Annotated in this window: 19 protein-coding genes and 1 tRNA gene; 8 read left to right on the top strand and 12 right to left on the bottom strand. The window is 54.2% G+C overall.

Annotation, left to right across the window (positions count from 1 at the left end; genetic code table 11):
- Positions 1-276: 276 nt before the first annotated feature.
- The 3 genes from IQ254_RS33235 to IQ254_RS23230 all read left to right on the top strand — a co-directional run bounded on the left by IQ254_RS33235 (position 277) and on the right by IQ254_RS23230 (position 3,089).
- The gene (locus IQ254_RS33235; RefSeq protein WP_193968535.1) at positions 277-1,521 is read left to right on the top strand and encodes a sensor histidine kinase; all 1,245 of its coding nucleotides are present in this window, start codon (positions 277-279) and stop codon (positions 1,519-1,521) included.
- A 9-nt stretch (positions 1,522-1,530) separates the two neighbouring features.
- Positions 1,531-2,184: a response regulator transcription factor gene (locus IQ254_RS23235; protein ID WP_193968534.1), complete on the top strand. Its 654-nt coding sequence runs from the start codon at positions 1,531-1,533 to the stop codon at positions 2,182-2,184.
- Between the two features lie 155 nt (positions 2,185-2,339).
- Entirely contained in the window at positions 2,340-3,089 is a 750-nt protein-coding gene (locus IQ254_RS23230; protein WP_193968533.1) for a hypothetical protein, read from the top strand.
- Positions 3,090-3,317: 228 nt separating this feature from the next.
- Here the strand turns inward: IQ254_RS23230 and cbiT are convergent, their stop codons facing one another.
- Positions 3,318-3,917 (bottom strand): precorrin-6Y C5,15-methyltransferase subunit CbiT, encoded by a 600-nt coding sequence (cbiT, locus tag IQ254_RS23225; protein ID WP_193968536.1) that lies wholly within the window; start codon positions 3,915-3,917, stop codon positions 3,318-3,320.
- Positions 3,918-4,099: 182 nt separating this feature from the next.
- On the opposite strand from cbiT, the gene IQ254_RS23220 reads away from it, so the two are divergent.
- Positions 4,100-4,522, top strand: coding sequence for a thioesterase family protein (locus IQ254_RS23220; protein WP_193968532.1), 423 nt, complete (start codon positions 4,100-4,102; stop codon positions 4,520-4,522).
- A gap of 161 nt (positions 4,523-4,683) precedes the next feature.
- Here the strand turns inward: IQ254_RS23220 and IQ254_RS23215 are convergent, their stop codons facing one another.
- The 8 genes from IQ254_RS23215 to rpmI form a co-directional block, all read right to left on the bottom strand.
- Entirely contained in the window at positions 4,684-5,625 is a 942-nt protein-coding gene (locus IQ254_RS23215; RefSeq protein ID WP_193968531.1) for a DUF1517 domain-containing protein, read from the bottom strand.
- 115 nt (positions 5,626-5,740) lie between these two features.
- Complete coding sequence (gene thiS / locus IQ254_RS23210; RefSeq protein ID WP_193968530.1) at positions 5,741-5,965, bottom strand: sulfur carrier protein ThiS; 225 nt, start codon at positions 5,963-5,965, stop codon at positions 5,741-5,743.
- Positions 5,966-5,996: 31 nt separating this feature from the next.
- On the bottom strand, positions 5,997-7,082 hold the full coding sequence (locus tag IQ254_RS23205; protein ID WP_193968529.1) for a thiamine phosphate synthase: 1,086 nt from the start codon (positions 7,080-7,082) through the stop codon (positions 5,997-5,999).
- Positions 7,083-7,149: 67 nt separating this feature from the next.
- Entirely contained in the window at positions 7,150-7,311 is a 162-nt protein-coding gene (locus IQ254_RS23200) for a hypothetical protein (RefSeq protein WP_193968528.1), read from the bottom strand.
- 201 nt (positions 7,312-7,512) lie between these two features.
- On the bottom strand, positions 7,513-8,049 hold the full coding sequence (locus IQ254_RS23195) for a tetratricopeptide repeat protein (protein WP_193968527.1): 537 nt from the start codon (positions 8,047-8,049) through the stop codon (positions 7,513-7,515).
- A gap of 44 nt (positions 8,050-8,093) precedes the next feature.
- Complete coding sequence (locus tag IQ254_RS23190) at positions 8,094-8,861, bottom strand: transporter substrate-binding domain-containing protein (protein ID WP_193968526.1); 768 nt, start codon at positions 8,859-8,861, stop codon at positions 8,094-8,096.
- Positions 8,862-8,951: 90 nt separating this feature from the next.
- Positions 8,952-9,302 (bottom strand): 50S ribosomal protein L20, encoded by a 351-nt coding sequence (rplT, locus tag IQ254_RS23185; RefSeq protein ID WP_193968525.1) that lies wholly within the window; start codon positions 9,300-9,302, stop codon positions 8,952-8,954.
- A gap of 71 nt (positions 9,303-9,373) precedes the next feature.
- Positions 9,374-9,571, bottom strand: a complete 198-nt coding sequence (gene rpmI, locus IQ254_RS23180) for a 50S ribosomal protein L35 (RefSeq protein WP_193968524.1) — start codon at positions 9,569-9,571, stop codon at positions 9,374-9,376.
- Between the two features lie 178 nt (positions 9,572-9,749).
- Here rpmI and IQ254_RS23175 point away from each other — a divergent pair.
- A tRNA-Asn gene (locus IQ254_RS23175) sits at positions 9,750-9,821 on the top strand.
- Positions 9,822-10,317: 496 nt separating this feature from the next.
- Positions 10,318-11,031: a response regulator transcription factor gene (locus IQ254_RS23170; protein ID WP_193968523.1), complete on the top strand. Its 714-nt coding sequence runs from the start codon at positions 10,318-10,320 to the stop codon at positions 11,029-11,031.
- A gap of 117 nt (positions 11,032-11,148) precedes the next feature.
- Here the strand turns inward: IQ254_RS23170 and IQ254_RS23165 are convergent, their stop codons facing one another.
- From IQ254_RS23165 to dnaA, 3 genes are all read right to left on the bottom strand, one after another.
- The gene (locus IQ254_RS23165) at positions 11,149-11,937 is read right to left on the bottom strand and encodes an META domain-containing protein (RefSeq protein WP_193968522.1); all 789 of its coding nucleotides are present in this window, start codon (positions 11,935-11,937) and stop codon (positions 11,149-11,151) included.
- An 870-nt stretch (positions 11,938-12,807) separates the two neighbouring features.
- A complete protein-coding gene (locus IQ254_RS23160) occupies positions 12,808-13,326 on the bottom strand; it encodes a YdeI family protein (protein ID WP_228041018.1) in 519 nt (172 codons plus the stop codon).
- 172 nt (positions 13,327-13,498) lie between these two features.
- A complete protein-coding gene (gene dnaA / locus IQ254_RS23155) occupies positions 13,499-14,914 on the bottom strand; it encodes a chromosomal replication initiator protein DnaA (RefSeq protein ID WP_193968520.1) in 1,416 nt (471 codons plus the stop codon).
- Positions 14,915-15,313: 399 nt separating this feature from the next.
- Between dnaA and def the strand changes: the two genes are divergently transcribed.
- Positions 15,314-15,883: a peptide deformylase gene (gene def, locus IQ254_RS23150; RefSeq protein ID WP_193968519.1), complete on the top strand. Its 570-nt coding sequence runs from the start codon at positions 15,314-15,316 to the stop codon at positions 15,881-15,883.
- Positions 15,884-16,154: 271 nt separating this feature from the next.
- On the top strand, positions 16,155-16,514 hold the full coding sequence (locus IQ254_RS23145; RefSeq protein WP_228041017.1) for a hypothetical protein: 360 nt from the start codon (positions 16,155-16,157) through the stop codon (positions 16,512-16,514).
- Positions 16,515-16,593 lie beyond the last annotated feature (79 nt).

Genomic DNA, 16,593 nt, shown 5'->3' with positions numbered 1-16,593 from the left:
AGATTGCCGGGCAGATGTTTGATAACGAATATGACCTGGCCATGACCGTCATTGAGGGCATGGAGGCACGTAGTAGAACCGGAGATTACCCACTGGAACGTTTTATATTTAATTGCGCCTAGCTACTTATTGGTATTGGGAGATTGGTCCTAATGCTGGGCCTAGACAATGGGATATTCGTCGCTAGTCACCCTCTGCGACAGTCGGTAAAGTTGAGACTAGGTTTGGTATGGCGCTGGCCAGAGCCTATCTCGTTAACCATTTGGAGCCTAACCAGTGAAGTCAGACGTACGGCGATCTCGCGCCCCCCTCAGACAACTTCTCTACGTTGAGTGGATACTGCTGGGGATGGTGATCTTAATGACGCTACCCCCGATGATCATTTACCCGGGGCAGATCATCGTTTGGGCCGAAACTGGCCTGATCGCGGGGCTGGCCTTGATGGGGTTTCACCTGCCCCAACGGCGGCTCCCCAAGCTTGTCTACAACGCAGTTGAGCTGAGCATACTGGTGCTATTTGCCATCAAAACCGGTCGGTCGTCCGTGCTGCTGCCGCTGCTACCCCTGCTGGGGCTAGTGGTGGTGATTCGCAGCTGCCAGATGCTGCGGGGGTGGGGGAGAGTGGCGGTGGTCGGGGTAGTCTTTGCCCTGCACGGCGTGGTGGTCTTTTCTCGGGGGGAAGTTCCCATTCCTGAGACCATTGCCCAAGGCCTGGGTGCTTCGCCCACCGATTGGCAGATGGCGGCCATAAAAACTAATCTAATCGTCTTTTTTGGCCTGGTGCTGGTATTTGTGCTGCTGCTGGTCAACGCGCTGTTGTCGGTTTACCGCAGTCAGCAGGAGCTGGCCACCGCCCACGAGCAGCTGCGGGCCTATGCGACCAAGGTTGAAAACCAGGCCACGCTGCAAGAGCGCAACCGCATCGCCCGGGAAATTCACGACTCCCTGGGCCATGCCCTCACCGCCCAGACGATTTTGCTCGAAAATGCCCTGCTGTTCTTGCCCCCCCAGGCCGACCGCGCCAAGGACTATTTACTAACCGCCACCGAGTCGGCCTATGAGGCACTGCGGGAAGTGTCTAAATCTGTCTCGACCCTGCGCACCAACCCCCTTAAGGATGCTCCCCTGGGCAAAACGATTCCGGCCCTGGTTAAGGATATGTGCCAACCGGCCCACATCGTGCCCAACTACCGGGTAGACCTGCCCGAGTCGCTCCCTGAAGATATCAACCTGGCTCTGTTTCGCATTGTTCAGGAAGCCTTAACCAACATCGTCAAGCACAGTCAGGCGCGGCTGGTACAGGTCCGACTGGTGGCTAAGGCCGACCGCCTGCATCTCCAGGTGCTTGACAACGGCAAGGGCTTTGACCCCAGCAAAAACACCTCCGGCTTTGGCCTGCGGGGCATGCGCGAACGGGCCACCGCCCTGGGGGGCACCTGCCAGATTTGGAGTGCCCCCGGCGCGGGTTGCCGCATCAGCGTGATTTTGCCCCTGCCCAATGCCCTAGTTCACCCCGCTTAGGTGAAATCGATGATTCGCATTTTGCTTGTAGACGACCAAACCATTATTCGCCAGGGGTTAGCCAACCTGTTGGCGGCTCAGCCCGATTTAACTGTGGTCGGCGATGCCGAAAACGGTCAGCAGGCGGTCGAAAAGGTCGCCGCCCTGTACAACACGCCGCGTCAGCCAGACGTAATTTTGATGGATGTGCGCATGCCCGAAATTGATGGCGTGGCGGCCACCCGCCAAATCTGCGAAGAGTTTCCGGAGGTGAAAATTCTGGTGCTCACTACCTTTGATGACGATGACTATGTCCAGCAGGCCATGCGCTACGGAGCCAAGGGGTATCTCCTCAAGCAAACCCCCGTGGCCGATCTGACCGTCGCCATTCGGGCTGTGCACCAGGGCTATACCCACATGGGGCCAGGGTTGTTTGAAAAAACGTTCATGGCTCCGGTGCCCCTCAGCCCACCGGAAAGATCAATTCCCCCCGCCCTGGCCGCCCTCTCCCCCCGAGAGCAGGAGGTGCTAAAGCTGATCAGCAACGGCCTGAGCAACCGCGAAATCGCCCAGACGCTATTTATTTCTGAGCGCACCGTGCGCAACCACGTCACCAGCATCCTCAGCCAGCTTCAGCTGCGCGATCGCACCCAGGCTGCCCTGCTAGCCAGCAGTTTTTGGTGAGCATTTACCCCCAATCGGCGGCGGGTTTGTGACCCGTTTCAGCTCTGTCGCAAACCGGTTGGCCATCCTTTCAACCCTGACGGTGAAGCCTACGTCATTTTTTTATTTTTTTTAGTAAACTCTCGAACCACAAATAATCTTGGGGATATAGCGCCATGGTTCACGTCACCCGTAATACAGGAATATATACTATGCACTTCAACATGAGCCAGGCCCTGTCAAAAGGCATTTTGGGAACTACTGTAGCGCTAATGACTGCGACCCCAATTACCTTGGCTCAAACCACTGAGCCTGAGGAATTTTGCCTCAGGTATCCTGAAAATTCAAGCTGCGAAAACTATGAACCTAGCCATGCAGCCCAGGGTGAGTCAGGTGATCTCGCCCATCGCCAGCTGATCCAGGTTCAACTGAATTCCACTGGCCCTGATGATGAATTTATTTGGATCAGCCTGCAAAGAGATGAGGTCAATCTGGCCACCGAGCTGACCGCCTATCATTCCCAGAGGCTTAACAGTTCGCTGAACCAGATACTGGGTGGAGCTTTAGGTGCCGTCGCTATACCGATGCCAATTGAGGTTTTTCAAATCTTCTACAATTTTCAAGATCAGCGAACTGAATATCTATCGTTTACCTCAGATAGTTGCCAAAACCAACCTCCCATCGCTAACGGTGGCGGTTTCCAACAGGCGGATTGTGCCATTGCCGGCAATGGCACAATCAATCTCCCAGAAAATGTTGATATTCGAGCTGGATATTTTACCCTAGGCTATACCGAAAATAGCTTAATTAAGGCAATTATATTTAGACTGGAAGATCAAAGTTCTAGCTTTGTAGGAGATTTAAATCTTGACCAATTATGCCAGAGTTTTCCGCTTAATTCTCGCTGTCGATATTGGCCTCTTTGATGCCTCTTTGATGCTCCAAAAGTTAAAATATGTCGGCCTAGGGTAGCCACTAAAAGCCCATCAACATTTGGTCTTAGGCTCTAGTATTCCACGGCGCAAGTTTAGATACTATTCCTTAGAGCCAGGGAGCAGGAGAGCTAGGGAGCCAAGCGATTCGGAATGGTGGACATATTTCAGCCTTCGAGTACTAGGGTGCCTAGGCGATGGGGGAGTTAAATATTTAAAGCACTATTCGTACTTCTCGCCACTGAGAATAAAAATCGGATCGACCGCCGTAAAAACCTGGTGGTTGCCTTTTACCTCCAGGCGGTTAACGGCGGGCTGGGCCGCTTCGATGTGGCGCACCTGAAGTTGGGCAAAGGTTTCTGACACCACATAAAGGGTTTCTAAATTGGCTGCCGTTACGACCAATCGACCCAGGGAGGGAAGATAGTCCCAGGCCGTTAGCAGAATATCTTTAACATTGCGCCCCCCTTCGACAAAAATGCAGTCAGGGCAGCGCCCCAGATTGCCTAGGCAATCTGGGGCGCTGCCCTGGATTACCTGCACATTGGTGAGGCCAAAGCGATCGCAGTTACGCCGAATTAAATTTGCGACATCTTCGTCGCGCTCGACCGCCACCACCCTGCCACCGGGGATCATCAGCGCTGCCTCGATCGCCAGCGTGCCGGTGCCCGCGCCAATATCCCACAGCACATCCTTAGGACGCAGCCGCAGGTAGCCCAGCAATAGCAACCGCACCTCCCGACTGCTGAGGGGAATGCCGGGGAGCTGCTCAAACAGATGATCGGGAATGCCAGGAGTGGCGTAGGGCCAAAGTTTAGCCATAAAAATGCCAGAGATTGCACGGGCTGTTTGGGGATCAATGCCAGCAGTGGTTACGGGCATGCCTCTGCCTCTGAGGTTGCATGCTGTAGGTTTGGCCTGCTCAACAAAAACTAGACCATGCTCAAATTTAAGGTAATGAAGTAGTAACCGTAAATGCCCTATTGTCTATATCGGCCAGCCCTATGAAAATGTTCTATCACTACGAGTTTGTTGTGCCGACTGAGGTTGTGGATGGCAACGGCCATGTCAACAACGTCGCCTACGTACAGTGGATGCAGGATATTGCCATCGCCCATGCTACGAGCGCGGGCTGCACCGCCGAAACCCAGGCATTGGGGGCTACTTGGGTGGCGCGATCGCACCAGATCACCTACCTACGTCCGGCTTTTACGGGCGATCGCCTATGCCTCACCACCTGGATCACCACCCTGCGTAAAGCTCGTAGCACCCGTCAGTATAAATTCCTTCGACTCAGCGATGACTCTGTGCTGGCAACCGGTGAAACCGATTGGGTGTTTGTAGATGCCGTTACCCACCGTCCCCGAACCATTCCTGCCTCTGTATCCGACTGTTTTGAGCTGGTAACCACCGCAGAAAAGGGTTAGGATCTTGCGAGTGAGCCAGGGGAGCCCATAGATAGCTGGAGCCTGGACATGGTGGACGCTGGCGATAGGGGAGCCCCGACTGGATGACTTCCTCGGCCATGAAAAATGGCTCCCCAATAGCTAGGGAGCCATCTTTACCGTTGAGCACCGGACTACAGCGCTTAGATCAACTTTAGCTCCGGATACTGGGCCACCAGTTCATCAGCACTCAGGGTTTCCCCCGATTGCTGCGGCGTCCACAGCACTTCCACCGCCAACAGGTTCTCGCTCGAGACGGCCCCGATCTGGCTAAGGGCCTGACGCAAATCATCCGACGAGTAGATAGTTGGCAGATCCAGCTTGCCCTGGGTAGCCACCACCACCGTCGCCAAAATGTATTCTCCAGGGGCCTGGTCAGCATCACCCGTCAACATTGCCCTAGGCTCTGCCTGGGTAATCTGGTTGTTGACATTAGACAGAGTTTCGGCGCTAAATCGGCTCCGAGCCGAGAGCGTATAGCGGTTAAACTCTTGCTCAGCGCTGAGCAATCGGGTCTGCTTATCTTCGCTGGCAGCATAGGCCCAATAATCGGGGTGGCGCAGCAGCGCCAGGGTAGTCTCTTGCAGCAGCTTAGCCAGTCCCTGGGACGTGCCTGTGTCAGCAGTCGTTGCCAAGCGATTGAGGTCGTCTTGTAGCGCTTTAGCCTCAGCGAGCAAACCCACCTGAAGCTTGGCCACCGCGACTGGGGGGTTGCTGCTACCAGCGGCCACATAGTCGTTGTCACCCGCCATTGCCCCCCTAAAGCCGCGAACCACCACATTGGCTATGGCAATGAAAATCAGCAGGGTAAACAACCCGCCAAAGCCGCCACCAATACCAATAAAGGGAAACAAAAAGGGAAAGCCAAAGCCGCCGCCGGGGTAGTAGCCACCGCCACCGGGTGCATAGGTGCGCGGGGTAGGGCTCATGCGAGGAGCTGGAGCCCGAAAGCCGCCGCCGCCCATACGGCCTCCGGCGGCGGCCCAGGCCCCATCGGCAGTGCCGAATACTAAGACCACGGCCAAAACTAGAGCTACTAGAGGCTTGAGAAACGGCTTTAGGCGCTGAAAGAATTGCTTGACCATCGGGTAAAACAGAGTGCTAACGTCGAGTGGTTTATGTCTCTAATGTAACGTGAAGTGCCGGAGCTGCCTGACCAATCCTCCGACCATCGGCGGCGGAAAACCGTACTGACCGATCTCAGCCGCCCCCGACGATGGTGACAATCTCCAGTTTATCGTCAGGGCACAGGTCAGTGGTTTCCCATCGCTGGCGATGGAGAATTTCGCCGTTGTACTCTACCGCCACCAGGCGCGGGTTGAGGCCTAGAGACTCTAGAAAAGTGGGCAGTGAGGTACCGGAGACACAGACCTGAGATGCTCCGTTGACTAGAACTTTAAACGAATGGGTGATCGGCTCGGCCATGGTACAGGGCTAAACAATCGCAAAAAGAGAACTAAGAAATCGGCGCGGCTACCTGGTGAAAGGTACGGCGGTGGTTAGTTTGAGCCGCTAGGTACTGGGCAATCAGGGTAGGGTTTTCGGCTTCGATCAACGCTCGAACTACCGCTACCCGCTCGGCCCCAGCCTGAAGCACTTCGGTGAGGTTGTCGGCATTAATGCCCCCGATCGCATACCAGGGCACCGTAGCGTGCTCAGCGGCATAGCGTACATAGTCAAGGCCAGCGGCTGCTTTATCGGGTTTGGTCGGGGTGGCGTAGACTGGGCCAACGCCAATATAGTCGGCCCCGGCTGCGATCGCCCGCTGCATTTCGTCGGGGTTGGTGGTTGAGCAACCAATAATCCGCTGACTACCCAACAGCTGGCGGGCCGTGGCGATCGGTAGGTCAGTCTGGCCCAGATGCACCCCATCGGCATCTACAGCCAGGGCCAAATCGACGCGATCGTTGACTAAAAACAGTGCCCCATAGCGGTGGCACAGCGCCTTAAGTTCCTGAGCCAGTTCCAGACGTAGCCCATCATCGCCCTGTTTATCGCGGTACTGTACCAGGGCAATACCGCCCTGCAGGGCGGCTTCAACAATGGGTACCAGGCGATCGCAGGGAGATGTCACCAGGTAGGTTAACCCTTGGCGCAGCCGCTGTAGCCGGTGACCACCCAGAATCTCGCTTTCTAGGGCATAAATCTGATACCGCATTGCCTTGCTGCCTGCCGCCAAATCATCGCGGTAGAGCTTGCCATACTCTTCTAGCACCCGCAGCGCCTCCTGCACCCGGCAAAAATTGGCCTGCAATACCGCCATTATGCTGCTGCGCTCCGCCTCCTGGGGATGAGTCAAGGCAGTACCAGGGTCACCAGGAGTATCGCGGGCCAACCGCAGTTCTGGCGCATGCCATTGCGCCAAGGTTTGGCGCAGGTGCTTGAGCTGCTCGGTTTGGTCTGAGTTGTTTAAGCCAAAACGACACCACTCCTCAATGATGCGCAACCCTTCCCGAGCCCGATCCAAGTTGGCATCGAGAATTCGATAGACCGCAGCATCGGCGCGGGTGGGCAGCACTGGCAACCCAGACAACTCCGACATAGATAACAGCGTAAAGAACACTCATATCCTATCAGGCAGAGAAGCTGACTGGAGTTGGGCGTGGCGGTTACTTTTGCTCCTGCAAAATCTGCTCAATCCCCTTTACCGCTGGGTCAGAGCGCCAGGTATCAAAGGCTTTCCAGGCCACAAAGCCAAAGACTAGCAACGCTAAAATAGTCACTAACGATGAGAAAAATCGAGTCAACGAATTACCAGGTTCAAGGCGCATAAACCACTCCTTTGAAGAATAACCATCGGCCAATTCGGCCAATAAAGAATAACTTTACGCCAGGTAATTTGATCGCGCTGGCGAGATCGCTACTTTCTATATACCTCAGCGGTCAAGGATTGTGAGTGCTAAGGGTAGAAGACGTGATCATTGCAACATCCTGATGTGGTTGCTGTGATCGGATAGTTGTCTCAAAATTAGCTATTTTTCGCTAGGGGTAAGGCGTTTTTTCAGAGAATCGGCGCGGCGGCGCGCGGTGGCGTTTTTGGGTTCGAGCGCCAACGCATTCTCGTACATCTCCAGGGCCTGGGTAGTGAGCTGCTTGCGCTCGTAGCTATGGCCCAGGTTGTTGAGGGCCGTCACGTACTCCGGCGAAATTTTGAGCGCCTCTTTGTAGTTGCGAATGGCCAGGTCGTATTGATCTTGAGCAAAATAAGAATAGCCCAGAGCGTTGTAAACCACCGCAGCGTTCTCAACTTCTTCGTTGTCCAATTGCTTCAGGGCCTGCTGAAGATACAGGGCAGCCTGGGTGTAGAGCTTTTTGTCGAGCAGTAGGCTACCGAGTTCGTAGTACTCCTGGGCAGTTCCTTTCTCTTTGGTCAGCCGCGATTGCAGGCGCGACAGGGTGCTCTCAATGCGACGAGTCTTGACCACCTGGCGCACCACAAAAAAGGCGGCAACGCTCAGCAATGCCAGCAGAATACCCAAATACACAAGGAGCAGATTGCTGTCTTCCATCCGAATCTTGATATATGTGTGAGAACAAACCTATCTTGCCATGCCTAGGGCAATCCCCAGCGGGTAGCGCGATCTTCGAGCCAACCACTCTGGTGCCACTCGGTTACACTTTGGCCAATCAGGGCACGCAAATCGCTGTACTGGGTGCCCTTGGGCAATGCGATCGCCAAGGGCTCTGCCGACAGCGCGCTGGGCAGTAGCTGATACCCAGCATGGGTTTGCTGCCAGCCGGTTAGCACGGTTATATCGCCCGCAAAGCCATCGATTTGGCCTGTGCTGAGGTGACTGAGCGCCTCCTGGTAGCTGGCCAGAGGGGTCAGCACAGCCTGGGGCAATAGATGGCGCACCACCGCCACGGTGCTAGCCCCCTGCAACACCCCCAGCCGCCGTTGCTGTAAGTCGTCGAGACGCTGTAGACGCGGGTCACGCACCAGTACCCCAGCTCCGTCGAGGTAATAGGGTGGGCTAAAGCTCACTAAACGCTGACGCCCGGTCGTCAGGGTCAACCCGGCGATCGCCACATCGACCTGGTCATCTAGCACCGCAGGCAGGCGATCGCGGTTGGATACCACCGTAAACTTTACGGCCTCGGGATCAGCAAAAATAGTCGTTGCTAACCCTCGGGCAATATCGATCTCAAGCCCGACTAGGTCGCCATCGCGATCGCGAAAGCTAAGGGGCTGCCAGCCTTCGCGTACGGCTACGACCAAATACCCCCGCGCTCGAATAGTGTCGAGCTCGGCAGCAGAAACTGGGAGCACAGTTAGCTGTGCTCCCAGCGCTAAACAAAACCCAATCCAGTGCCGTGACATGGCGTTGCCGTAGCTATACTACAACTGCCTAGCGTCAACCTGGGCATAACCCTCCAGGAAGGAACCTACGCATCCATCGCAAGGCTGTTTTTAGGCTTGGCTGGCCACTTCAACTACCTTGGCAAATCCGTCCGGATCCAGCACCGCCATTTGAGCCAGCATCTTACGATTGAGGTCAATGTTAGCTTTCTTGAGTTGGCCAGTCAGTTGGCTATAGCTCAAGCCATGCATCCGCGCCGCCGCATTGATACGCGTAATCCACAGGCGACGAAAATCCCGCTTGCGGTTGCGGCGATCGCGATAGGCGTACCGCAAGGCCTTCATCACCTGCTGGTTAGCCGTGCGAAACAGTTTAGAGTGCGAACCTCTAAACCCTTTAGCCAGCTTCAAAACTTTATTGCGGCGCTTGCGTGCTACATTGCCGCGCTTAACACGTGCCATGACTGTACAACCCTTGGACTATGGAAAATTTGACGATACTTCGACCAATCAGCAAACCTAAGCGTTACCCCTTAGAGGTAGGGCAGCATTAGTTCTACATTGGGCGCATCCTCCTCCGACACCACGGCGATCTGAGACAGCCGAGAGCGACGACCAGCATTCTTATGCTGTAGCAGGTGATTTTTAAACGCCTTACGACGCATGATTTTGCCGCTACCACTGCGGCGAAAGCGCTTAGCGGCAGCTTTGCGAGACTTCAGCTTGGGCATGGTTACCACAATTTCGACACAGTTTTTAATGGTATCACGGCTGCTCCATATCTAGAACCTCTCTCCAAGAATCTGCCGTAACCAGTCGCTGGCAGGGGCTCTCTATCCGTCTAGGAAAAACCTGCGGCAAGGGTTGTCAAGACTGCGCTCTTGTCGCTAGTATAAGTTTTGCGCACAATCCTCAGTAGCTCAGTGGTAGAGCGGTCGGCTGTTAACCGATTGGTCGTAGGTTCGAATCCTACCTGGGGAGTTTTTAGATCAATACCAAAGTTTGCAATCCCAGGCTGAGGCCTAGATTGCTCAAGAGTGAGTGACGCCTCTCCCTAGGTAAGCAGGTTAGCAAGAATCTGCTTACCTGCTTTTACTGTAGCCGTCAAGAGCCAGTCAGCTCAATTGGCCTACCCAGGCATTGTATGGGTTGATAGAGCTAGGCACTGGCCATTTTGTCACCTGAGCGAGCCAGTCCATGCGCTTACAGTCACCAGCTATGGTTTTGGGCGAGGCCACCGTTGTCAATGCAAATCTAGACAAGATCTCAAGCCCTAAAGAGCCCCAGCCATTTACCCAAGAAAATTTAGGCATTTTGCTTATAATTTATCTAGCAATTGTATTATTTTGACATGGCTCTTTACATAGACTGATATTGTAGGTCTATTCAAGAGAATTATTAGCTGTGTTATGGCGGTTGCTAGGCCGCTGGAGGCCAGGTTGCCAAGACTGAATCAGGTTGTCAAGATTAAACTGTAATGCCCCGTATTCTCGTCATTGATGATGATCCAGCGATCGCCGAGCTTGTCTCTGTCAACTTAGAGATGGCTGGCTACGACGTCAACCAAGCTGGAGATGGCATTAAAGGTCAGGCCTTAGCGGTGCAGCTGCTGCCCGATCTAATTATGCTGGATCTGATGTTGCCTAAGGTAGACGGCCTCACCGTATGCCAGCGGATCCGCCGCGATCGCCGGACGGCTGAAATTCCCGTGCTCATGCTGACGGCGCTGGGGCAAACTCAGGATAAGGTCGATGGCTTTAACGCCGGAGCCGACGATTATCTCACCAAGCCCTTTGAGCTGGATGAAATGTTGGCTCGGGTACGGGCGCTGCTGCGTCGCACCGATCGCATTCCCCAGGCAGCTAAACACAGCGAAATTCTCAACTACGGCCCGCTGACGCTGATCCCAGAGCGCTACGAGGCGATCTGGTTTGACGGCACCGTTAAGCTTACTCACCTAGAATTTGAGCTGCTGCATTGCCTGCTCCAGCGTCACGGGCAAACCGTATCTCCCAGCCAAATTTTGCAGGAAGTTTGGGGCTATGAGCCCAACGATGACATCGAAACCATTCGTGTCCATGTTCGGCACCTGCGCACCAAACTAGAGCCTGACCCTCGGCACCCCAAATTTATTAAAACGGTATACGGTGCTGGTTACTGCCTAGAATTGCCCGCCGTCGCGGTTGAGTAAGTCAACTCACGTTGTTTCAGGCGACTAAAGCGATATTTCCCCAAGAAGCCGATGGGTTTCTATCGGCTTCCTGTAGCTTTAGGCTAGGGTTGATCGTTTCATCGTCACGGCTACCCACTAGTCAGCAGACAATCGCATAGTGCCGCTGTCAAAGGCCAGATCAATAAATAAATCACCATCTTGGAAGAAGTAGATGGCGGAATTGTTTAAGGACTGAACAAATTCATCGCCAATAGACCCTTCGGGACAAGCCGCTCTGGTAGTAGCAATAGGGCTAACTTCAAGCCTGCTATCATCTGTGGTCGTAAATTCTCCTCGGCCCCGGTTGCAATCAGCCTGTACCACCAGGCCACCATCTTCTAAGAATTCGACGGTGTAGTTTTCAGGTGGCTCAGCCACCAGCAGAGCACCGTCGTTGAACTGGATCTGCTGAAGTTGCCAAGTCGTACCGACCAATTCAGGTATCGAAGCCGCAGAAAACTGCATTGTCCCGCTGTCAAACTTTAGGTCAATGAATAGGTCACTGTCCTGGAAGAAATAGAAGTTGGCATTATTCAGCGCTTGCAAAAACTGTGGAGCAATAGAGCCTTCTGGGCAAGCGGCTAGGGTTGTGGGCCCCATCTGAATCGTCAGTTGGCCATCAACCGTCTCGGTAAATTGACCGATGGCGCGATTGCAGTCGGCCTGCACAAAGACTTGCCCATCGTCTGCAAACTCAGCGGTATAGTTTGCAGAGGGCTCGGCGATCAATAGATCGCCATTGTTCATTTGAATTTGCTGAAGCTCCCAAATGTTGTCGGTTAGAGCGGGAAATTCGGGATCAATCGACGGAGCGACACAGGCTGTAACCCCTACCAGGGTCGTAGCGACGGCTGTGAAAGCTGCTACAGAGCGAGATAAAACCATAACACCACTACCCCTTAAATAAATGGACTGAGATCAGATAACACTCAGTTAAAGCCCACTTTTAATAGACCTTGAGATTTCCTAATCATTGCAAAACCGAGGAAAATACGTCAACCAACTGCGCGTAAAGTCATATTTTTTAACGCAGTTGCCTCACTATTGCTGATGACCCATAAATATGGATTCTTATCAGTTTCATATTTTCATCGACTAAACTTGCACGAAATGCTTAGCCATGCACATTCGACTGGTTCAGGCAAATAATTTTTTCGGAGCTATTAGGTGGATATTCCCAAGAACGGGTTACCCCTGACTCTTCGGCAGTAAGTAGCTGGGCCTAATTAAACTCAAGATGCTGGTGGGGGTGGAGGGGGTGAAACCCCCTGCCTGGGGGCGCAGCCCCCAAACCCTTTCTTACAATTAATTAGGCTTACCTACTTATGTATAGGTATGGTTGTATGTAACGGTTGGGGATCGCTGGATTTCATTAGGATTTCCCCACTTTCTAGATGCGCCCCACAGCATGCTATTCCCGGTGGCATACATTGCGTCAATGTCAAACTAGGCCGACCCATTGGTCAGCAACAATCGGGACTATAAAGTCAGTTGAACTGTCACCTATCGAGGTAGCCTAGAACGCCGGTACAAAAACCCGGTTTCTCAGCCAGAATGCCAGTCATGCCGTTAGGGCAGTGACAAAGAAATCGGGTTTTTAGCCATACTGTACCGATGCTCTAGTCACTTGTTTTCGACAAGAACTGAGGTAGATAAAAAGGGCAAGCACTCTATCTCGACATGGTAAATAATGTCAGCACTGGGCAGTCTATTTTAACAGTGACAACGTAGGCATTGACAGCATTCAAAACAGTACTAAGGCCAAGAATTAGCGCGAATATTTTGGTGGGCTAGTTCTACGGTTTTGGCAATCCGGCGATCGCGCGTCTCGTGGCGTTTGGCGTTGGCAATCCACTCTAAAATGCCCCGTTTTGCCGATCGCGGAAAGGCCTCAAAATTGCCCCTGGCGACATCATCCTGCGCCAGCGCCGCCGCTAGGTCAGGGGGAATTTCCAACCGCTCGATCGCATCTAGAGCCTCCCAGGAGCCATCCTGCTGGGCGGCTTCAATTTTGGCCAGCCCCTGGGGCATCATTTGCCCAGCGGCAATCATGGCCGCAATCCGTTTTTTGTTGAGTGCCGACCAGCCCGTTCCGGGTTTACGCGGGGCCAACCAGAGCATGGTGCGATCGGCGTCGAGCTTGTTGGGTTTGCTGTCGATCCAGCCGAAGCAGAGCGCTTCTTCGACCACGTCGTTGTAGGAGACGTAGCGTTGGCCCAGGTGCTTTTTGAAGGTAATTAGCCAGATCCCTTCAGGGCGCCCATGATTTGCCATCAGCCAACTGCGCCATGCAGCCCGGCTCTCCACCTGCACAGAGTTTTTAGGCACTTCTGTCGTCATGTTTGTTCATCGTGCTTAGCGCTGCCACTGTTAGAGCCCTGAGATGCTCACCACTTTAGGTGTGGATGCCATGCCACACGCTATATATCACTCACATCTATCTATATCACCCGCGCTCAACCGAACTAATGCGATCGCCCAGTTGCCGCAGAGTCTGGGCCAAATCGAGGTCACGCTTGAGCAGCTTGCCAATCTTAGTACAGCTATAGAGCACCGTAGTGTGGTCTTTGCCGCCAAAGGCATCGCCAATTTTAGGCAGGCTGAGGTCGGTGTGGTGGCGCATCAGATACATCCCCACCTGGCGGGCCTGGCTAATTTCGCGGCGGCGAGAAGCGCTTTTGAGATCCTCCACCGAAACCCCAAAATGCTCTGCTACGGCGGCTATGACGGCACTGGGAGAGGCTTCAATTTTGTCGGCAGGCGGGTTGAGCACCGCCGTCAGGTGCTCTACGGTCATGGGTAACCCCGAGATCGAGGTGTAGGCGATGGCGCGAATCAGGGCCCCCTCTAACTCGCGAATGTTGGAGGTGTAGCTGGCGGCGATGTATTCAATGGCCTCGCGGGGCAGCTGCACCTGCTCGTATTCGGCCTTTTTTTGCAAAATGGCGATGCGAGTCTCGTAGTCGGGGGGCTGAATGTCGGCAATTAACCCCATGGAAAAGCGGGAAATCAGCCGATCTTGCAGGCGCATAATCTGGTTGGGGGGGCGATCGGAGGCCAGCACGATCTGCTTGCCGGCCTCGTGGAGGGTATTGAACGTGTGAAAGAACTCCTCTTGGGTATATTCTTTGCCCTCAATAAACTGAATGTCATCGACCAGCAGAATGTCCACATCCCGGTAATGGGAGCGGAAATACTGCATACTGTCGCGACGAATAGCAGTAATGAGATCGTTAGTGAACTGCTCGGTAGAGACATAGGCCACCCGGGCTTGGGAAGCAATCTCCTGACGGTAGTGGCCGATAGACTGCATCAGGTGGGTTTTGCCTAGCCCGACACCACCACACAAAAAGAGCGGGTTAAACTCACGCCCAGGCGACTCGGCTACGGCCAGAGCAGCCGCATGGGCCATGCGGTTGTTGGCCCCCACCACAAAGCGAGCAAAGACTGACTTAGGGTTGAGGTCGTTGTAGGTTGTCTGGGCAACTACCGCAGGCTCTACCGCCGTCGGGCGCAGGGGTTTTGCCGCCGGGCGATCGGGAAGTGCCAGGGCGGGGGTAGGCCAGTTGACCTCGGCCATGGGCAACAGCGTTGGCGTATGGGCTTCGCTCTCAGGCACGACGGTGACCTCAAGCTCTATAGCCTTGCCCAGAATATTGTTGACCACCTGGGCGATGGTGCCAGCGTAATGCTTCTGCACCCAGTTGCGAGCAAAGGGGTTAGGGGTCGAAATCACTAGGGCTCGATCGCTCAGCGTTTGGGCCTGAGCGGGCTTAATCCAGGTTTCAAAGGTGGGGCGACTCAGTTCCACCTGGAGCTGACTTAGCACCTCTTCCCACAACCGATTCAGGGCCTGATCCACGGTTTACCTCTCAAACAGACGCTGCCCAGGGCAGACAAATAGCATAGATAGACTAAATTTAGGGATTGTTGTCCCCATCAGCGGCAGACTCGGGCCAGTTCTGAAACACCCAGGAAAATGCAAAGCCCTTAATGACTCCACATCAATAGGAGCGACAGGTTACTTCGGGATCTTTAGGGTACTAGATATGTGCCTCAAAAATGTCCCCTATCCTACATCTAGCGTTTTAAAGGGAAAATGGATCCTTATATCCCGGTCTCGGACTGGGCTAGAGTCAGCCTGTTGGTTCATTGAACCATAGGATTTTGTCTGCTGGGGCTGATGTATACAATGACTACAGTAATCTGTGAGACTCGCGACATTGCGATCGCATTTGCTTATTCTTAGCCCCCCTTTGCCATGTCTCTAAACGCCAATCCCCCGGCCTATTCAACCCCAGTGCTGACCTATGAGCAGCCTCTGCTGCACCAGGTAGCCCAGCCTGTAGACGATATAGCGGCTCCGGCTGTGCAAGCGTTAATTGACCAACTCCTGACCACGGTACAGACCGCCAATGGAGTGGGGATTGCTGCGCCCCAGTTGGGCTCCTCCCTGCGAGTGATCATCGTGGCCTCACGCCCAAATCTGCGCTATCCTCAGGCCCCTACCATGGCCCCCACCGTACTGATCAACCCCCACCTGGTCACCGTTGGCAACGAGCGAGAACTGGGCTGGGAAGGATGCCTGAGCGTACCTGGAGTGCGGGGTCAGGTATGGCGCCATCGCGTTGTTGACGTCACCTACTGCGATCGCAACGGTCGCCCGCAAAACCAGGTTTGGCAGGGATTTGTTGCCCGCATCGTGCAGCATGAGATCGACCATTTAGATGGCACAGTATTTCTCGATCGGGTGCCGGTAGACACCGACTTGATCTCTGAGGACGCCTATCAGTCGATGGTAATCGACGGGCTGGGAGAGGCGAACCGCTGAACCCGGCCAGCTCCTGACCGAATAGTGATTGAAGACGCGCTAGCAGCCAGGTACGGTAACCTTGCCAACAGTTTGAGTGCGGCTTGGTTTACCCTCTTGACACTGGCATTTTGCTCACGGACAGTCGATAAAAATTCACTAACACCGGCTGATTTCTGAAAAATATCCAACATAACCGGAGATAATCGCGATCGCGCTATTACCCTAGAACCTCAAGCCTAGGAATGCTCTAGGCCCATGTTCTGACTTGGTTTCGACCGAAGGAGGCAGCTTGTCCCGACCGCAGCCCCATATCGTCCATCTCGATCTACTCGATACCGACTATGCCAAAATCGCGGCGGGGGAAACCATCCCTGACGCCAAAAAACAGCGGCTCTCCCAAGACAGCTATGACTTTACCCGCCTCGGTAAGCACATCGCCCGCTACCGCTACGGTGGCCTCGATCAGCAGGGCCAAGACGATATTCTCTGTACCCTTGGCACCACCGCTGGGCTGTTTACCCGATTCGATATAGAAGATATGAACGATCGCCTGCGTCAGACGGGCTGTTTTTACCTCACCCCCGGCGAGCGTCAGCAGGTGATCAATTGGCTGACCGATGAGCTGGGCGTCGATCTAGAACGAGAGTAGTCAAGCGTGGCCTAGGGTTCGAGACAACTTCTCATCGCTAGGTGCCGGGGTGCTGGGGTGCCGGGGTGCCAAGGCTGTC

It is taken from the genome of Nodosilinea sp. LEGE 07088, assembly GCF_015207395.1.
GTDB lineage: Bacteria > Cyanobacteriota > Cyanobacteriia > Phormidesmidales > Phormidesmidaceae > Nodosilinea.
The sequence above is the reverse complement of the archived record's forward strand: the minus strand, read 5'-3'. Positions and strand labels throughout refer to the sequence as shown.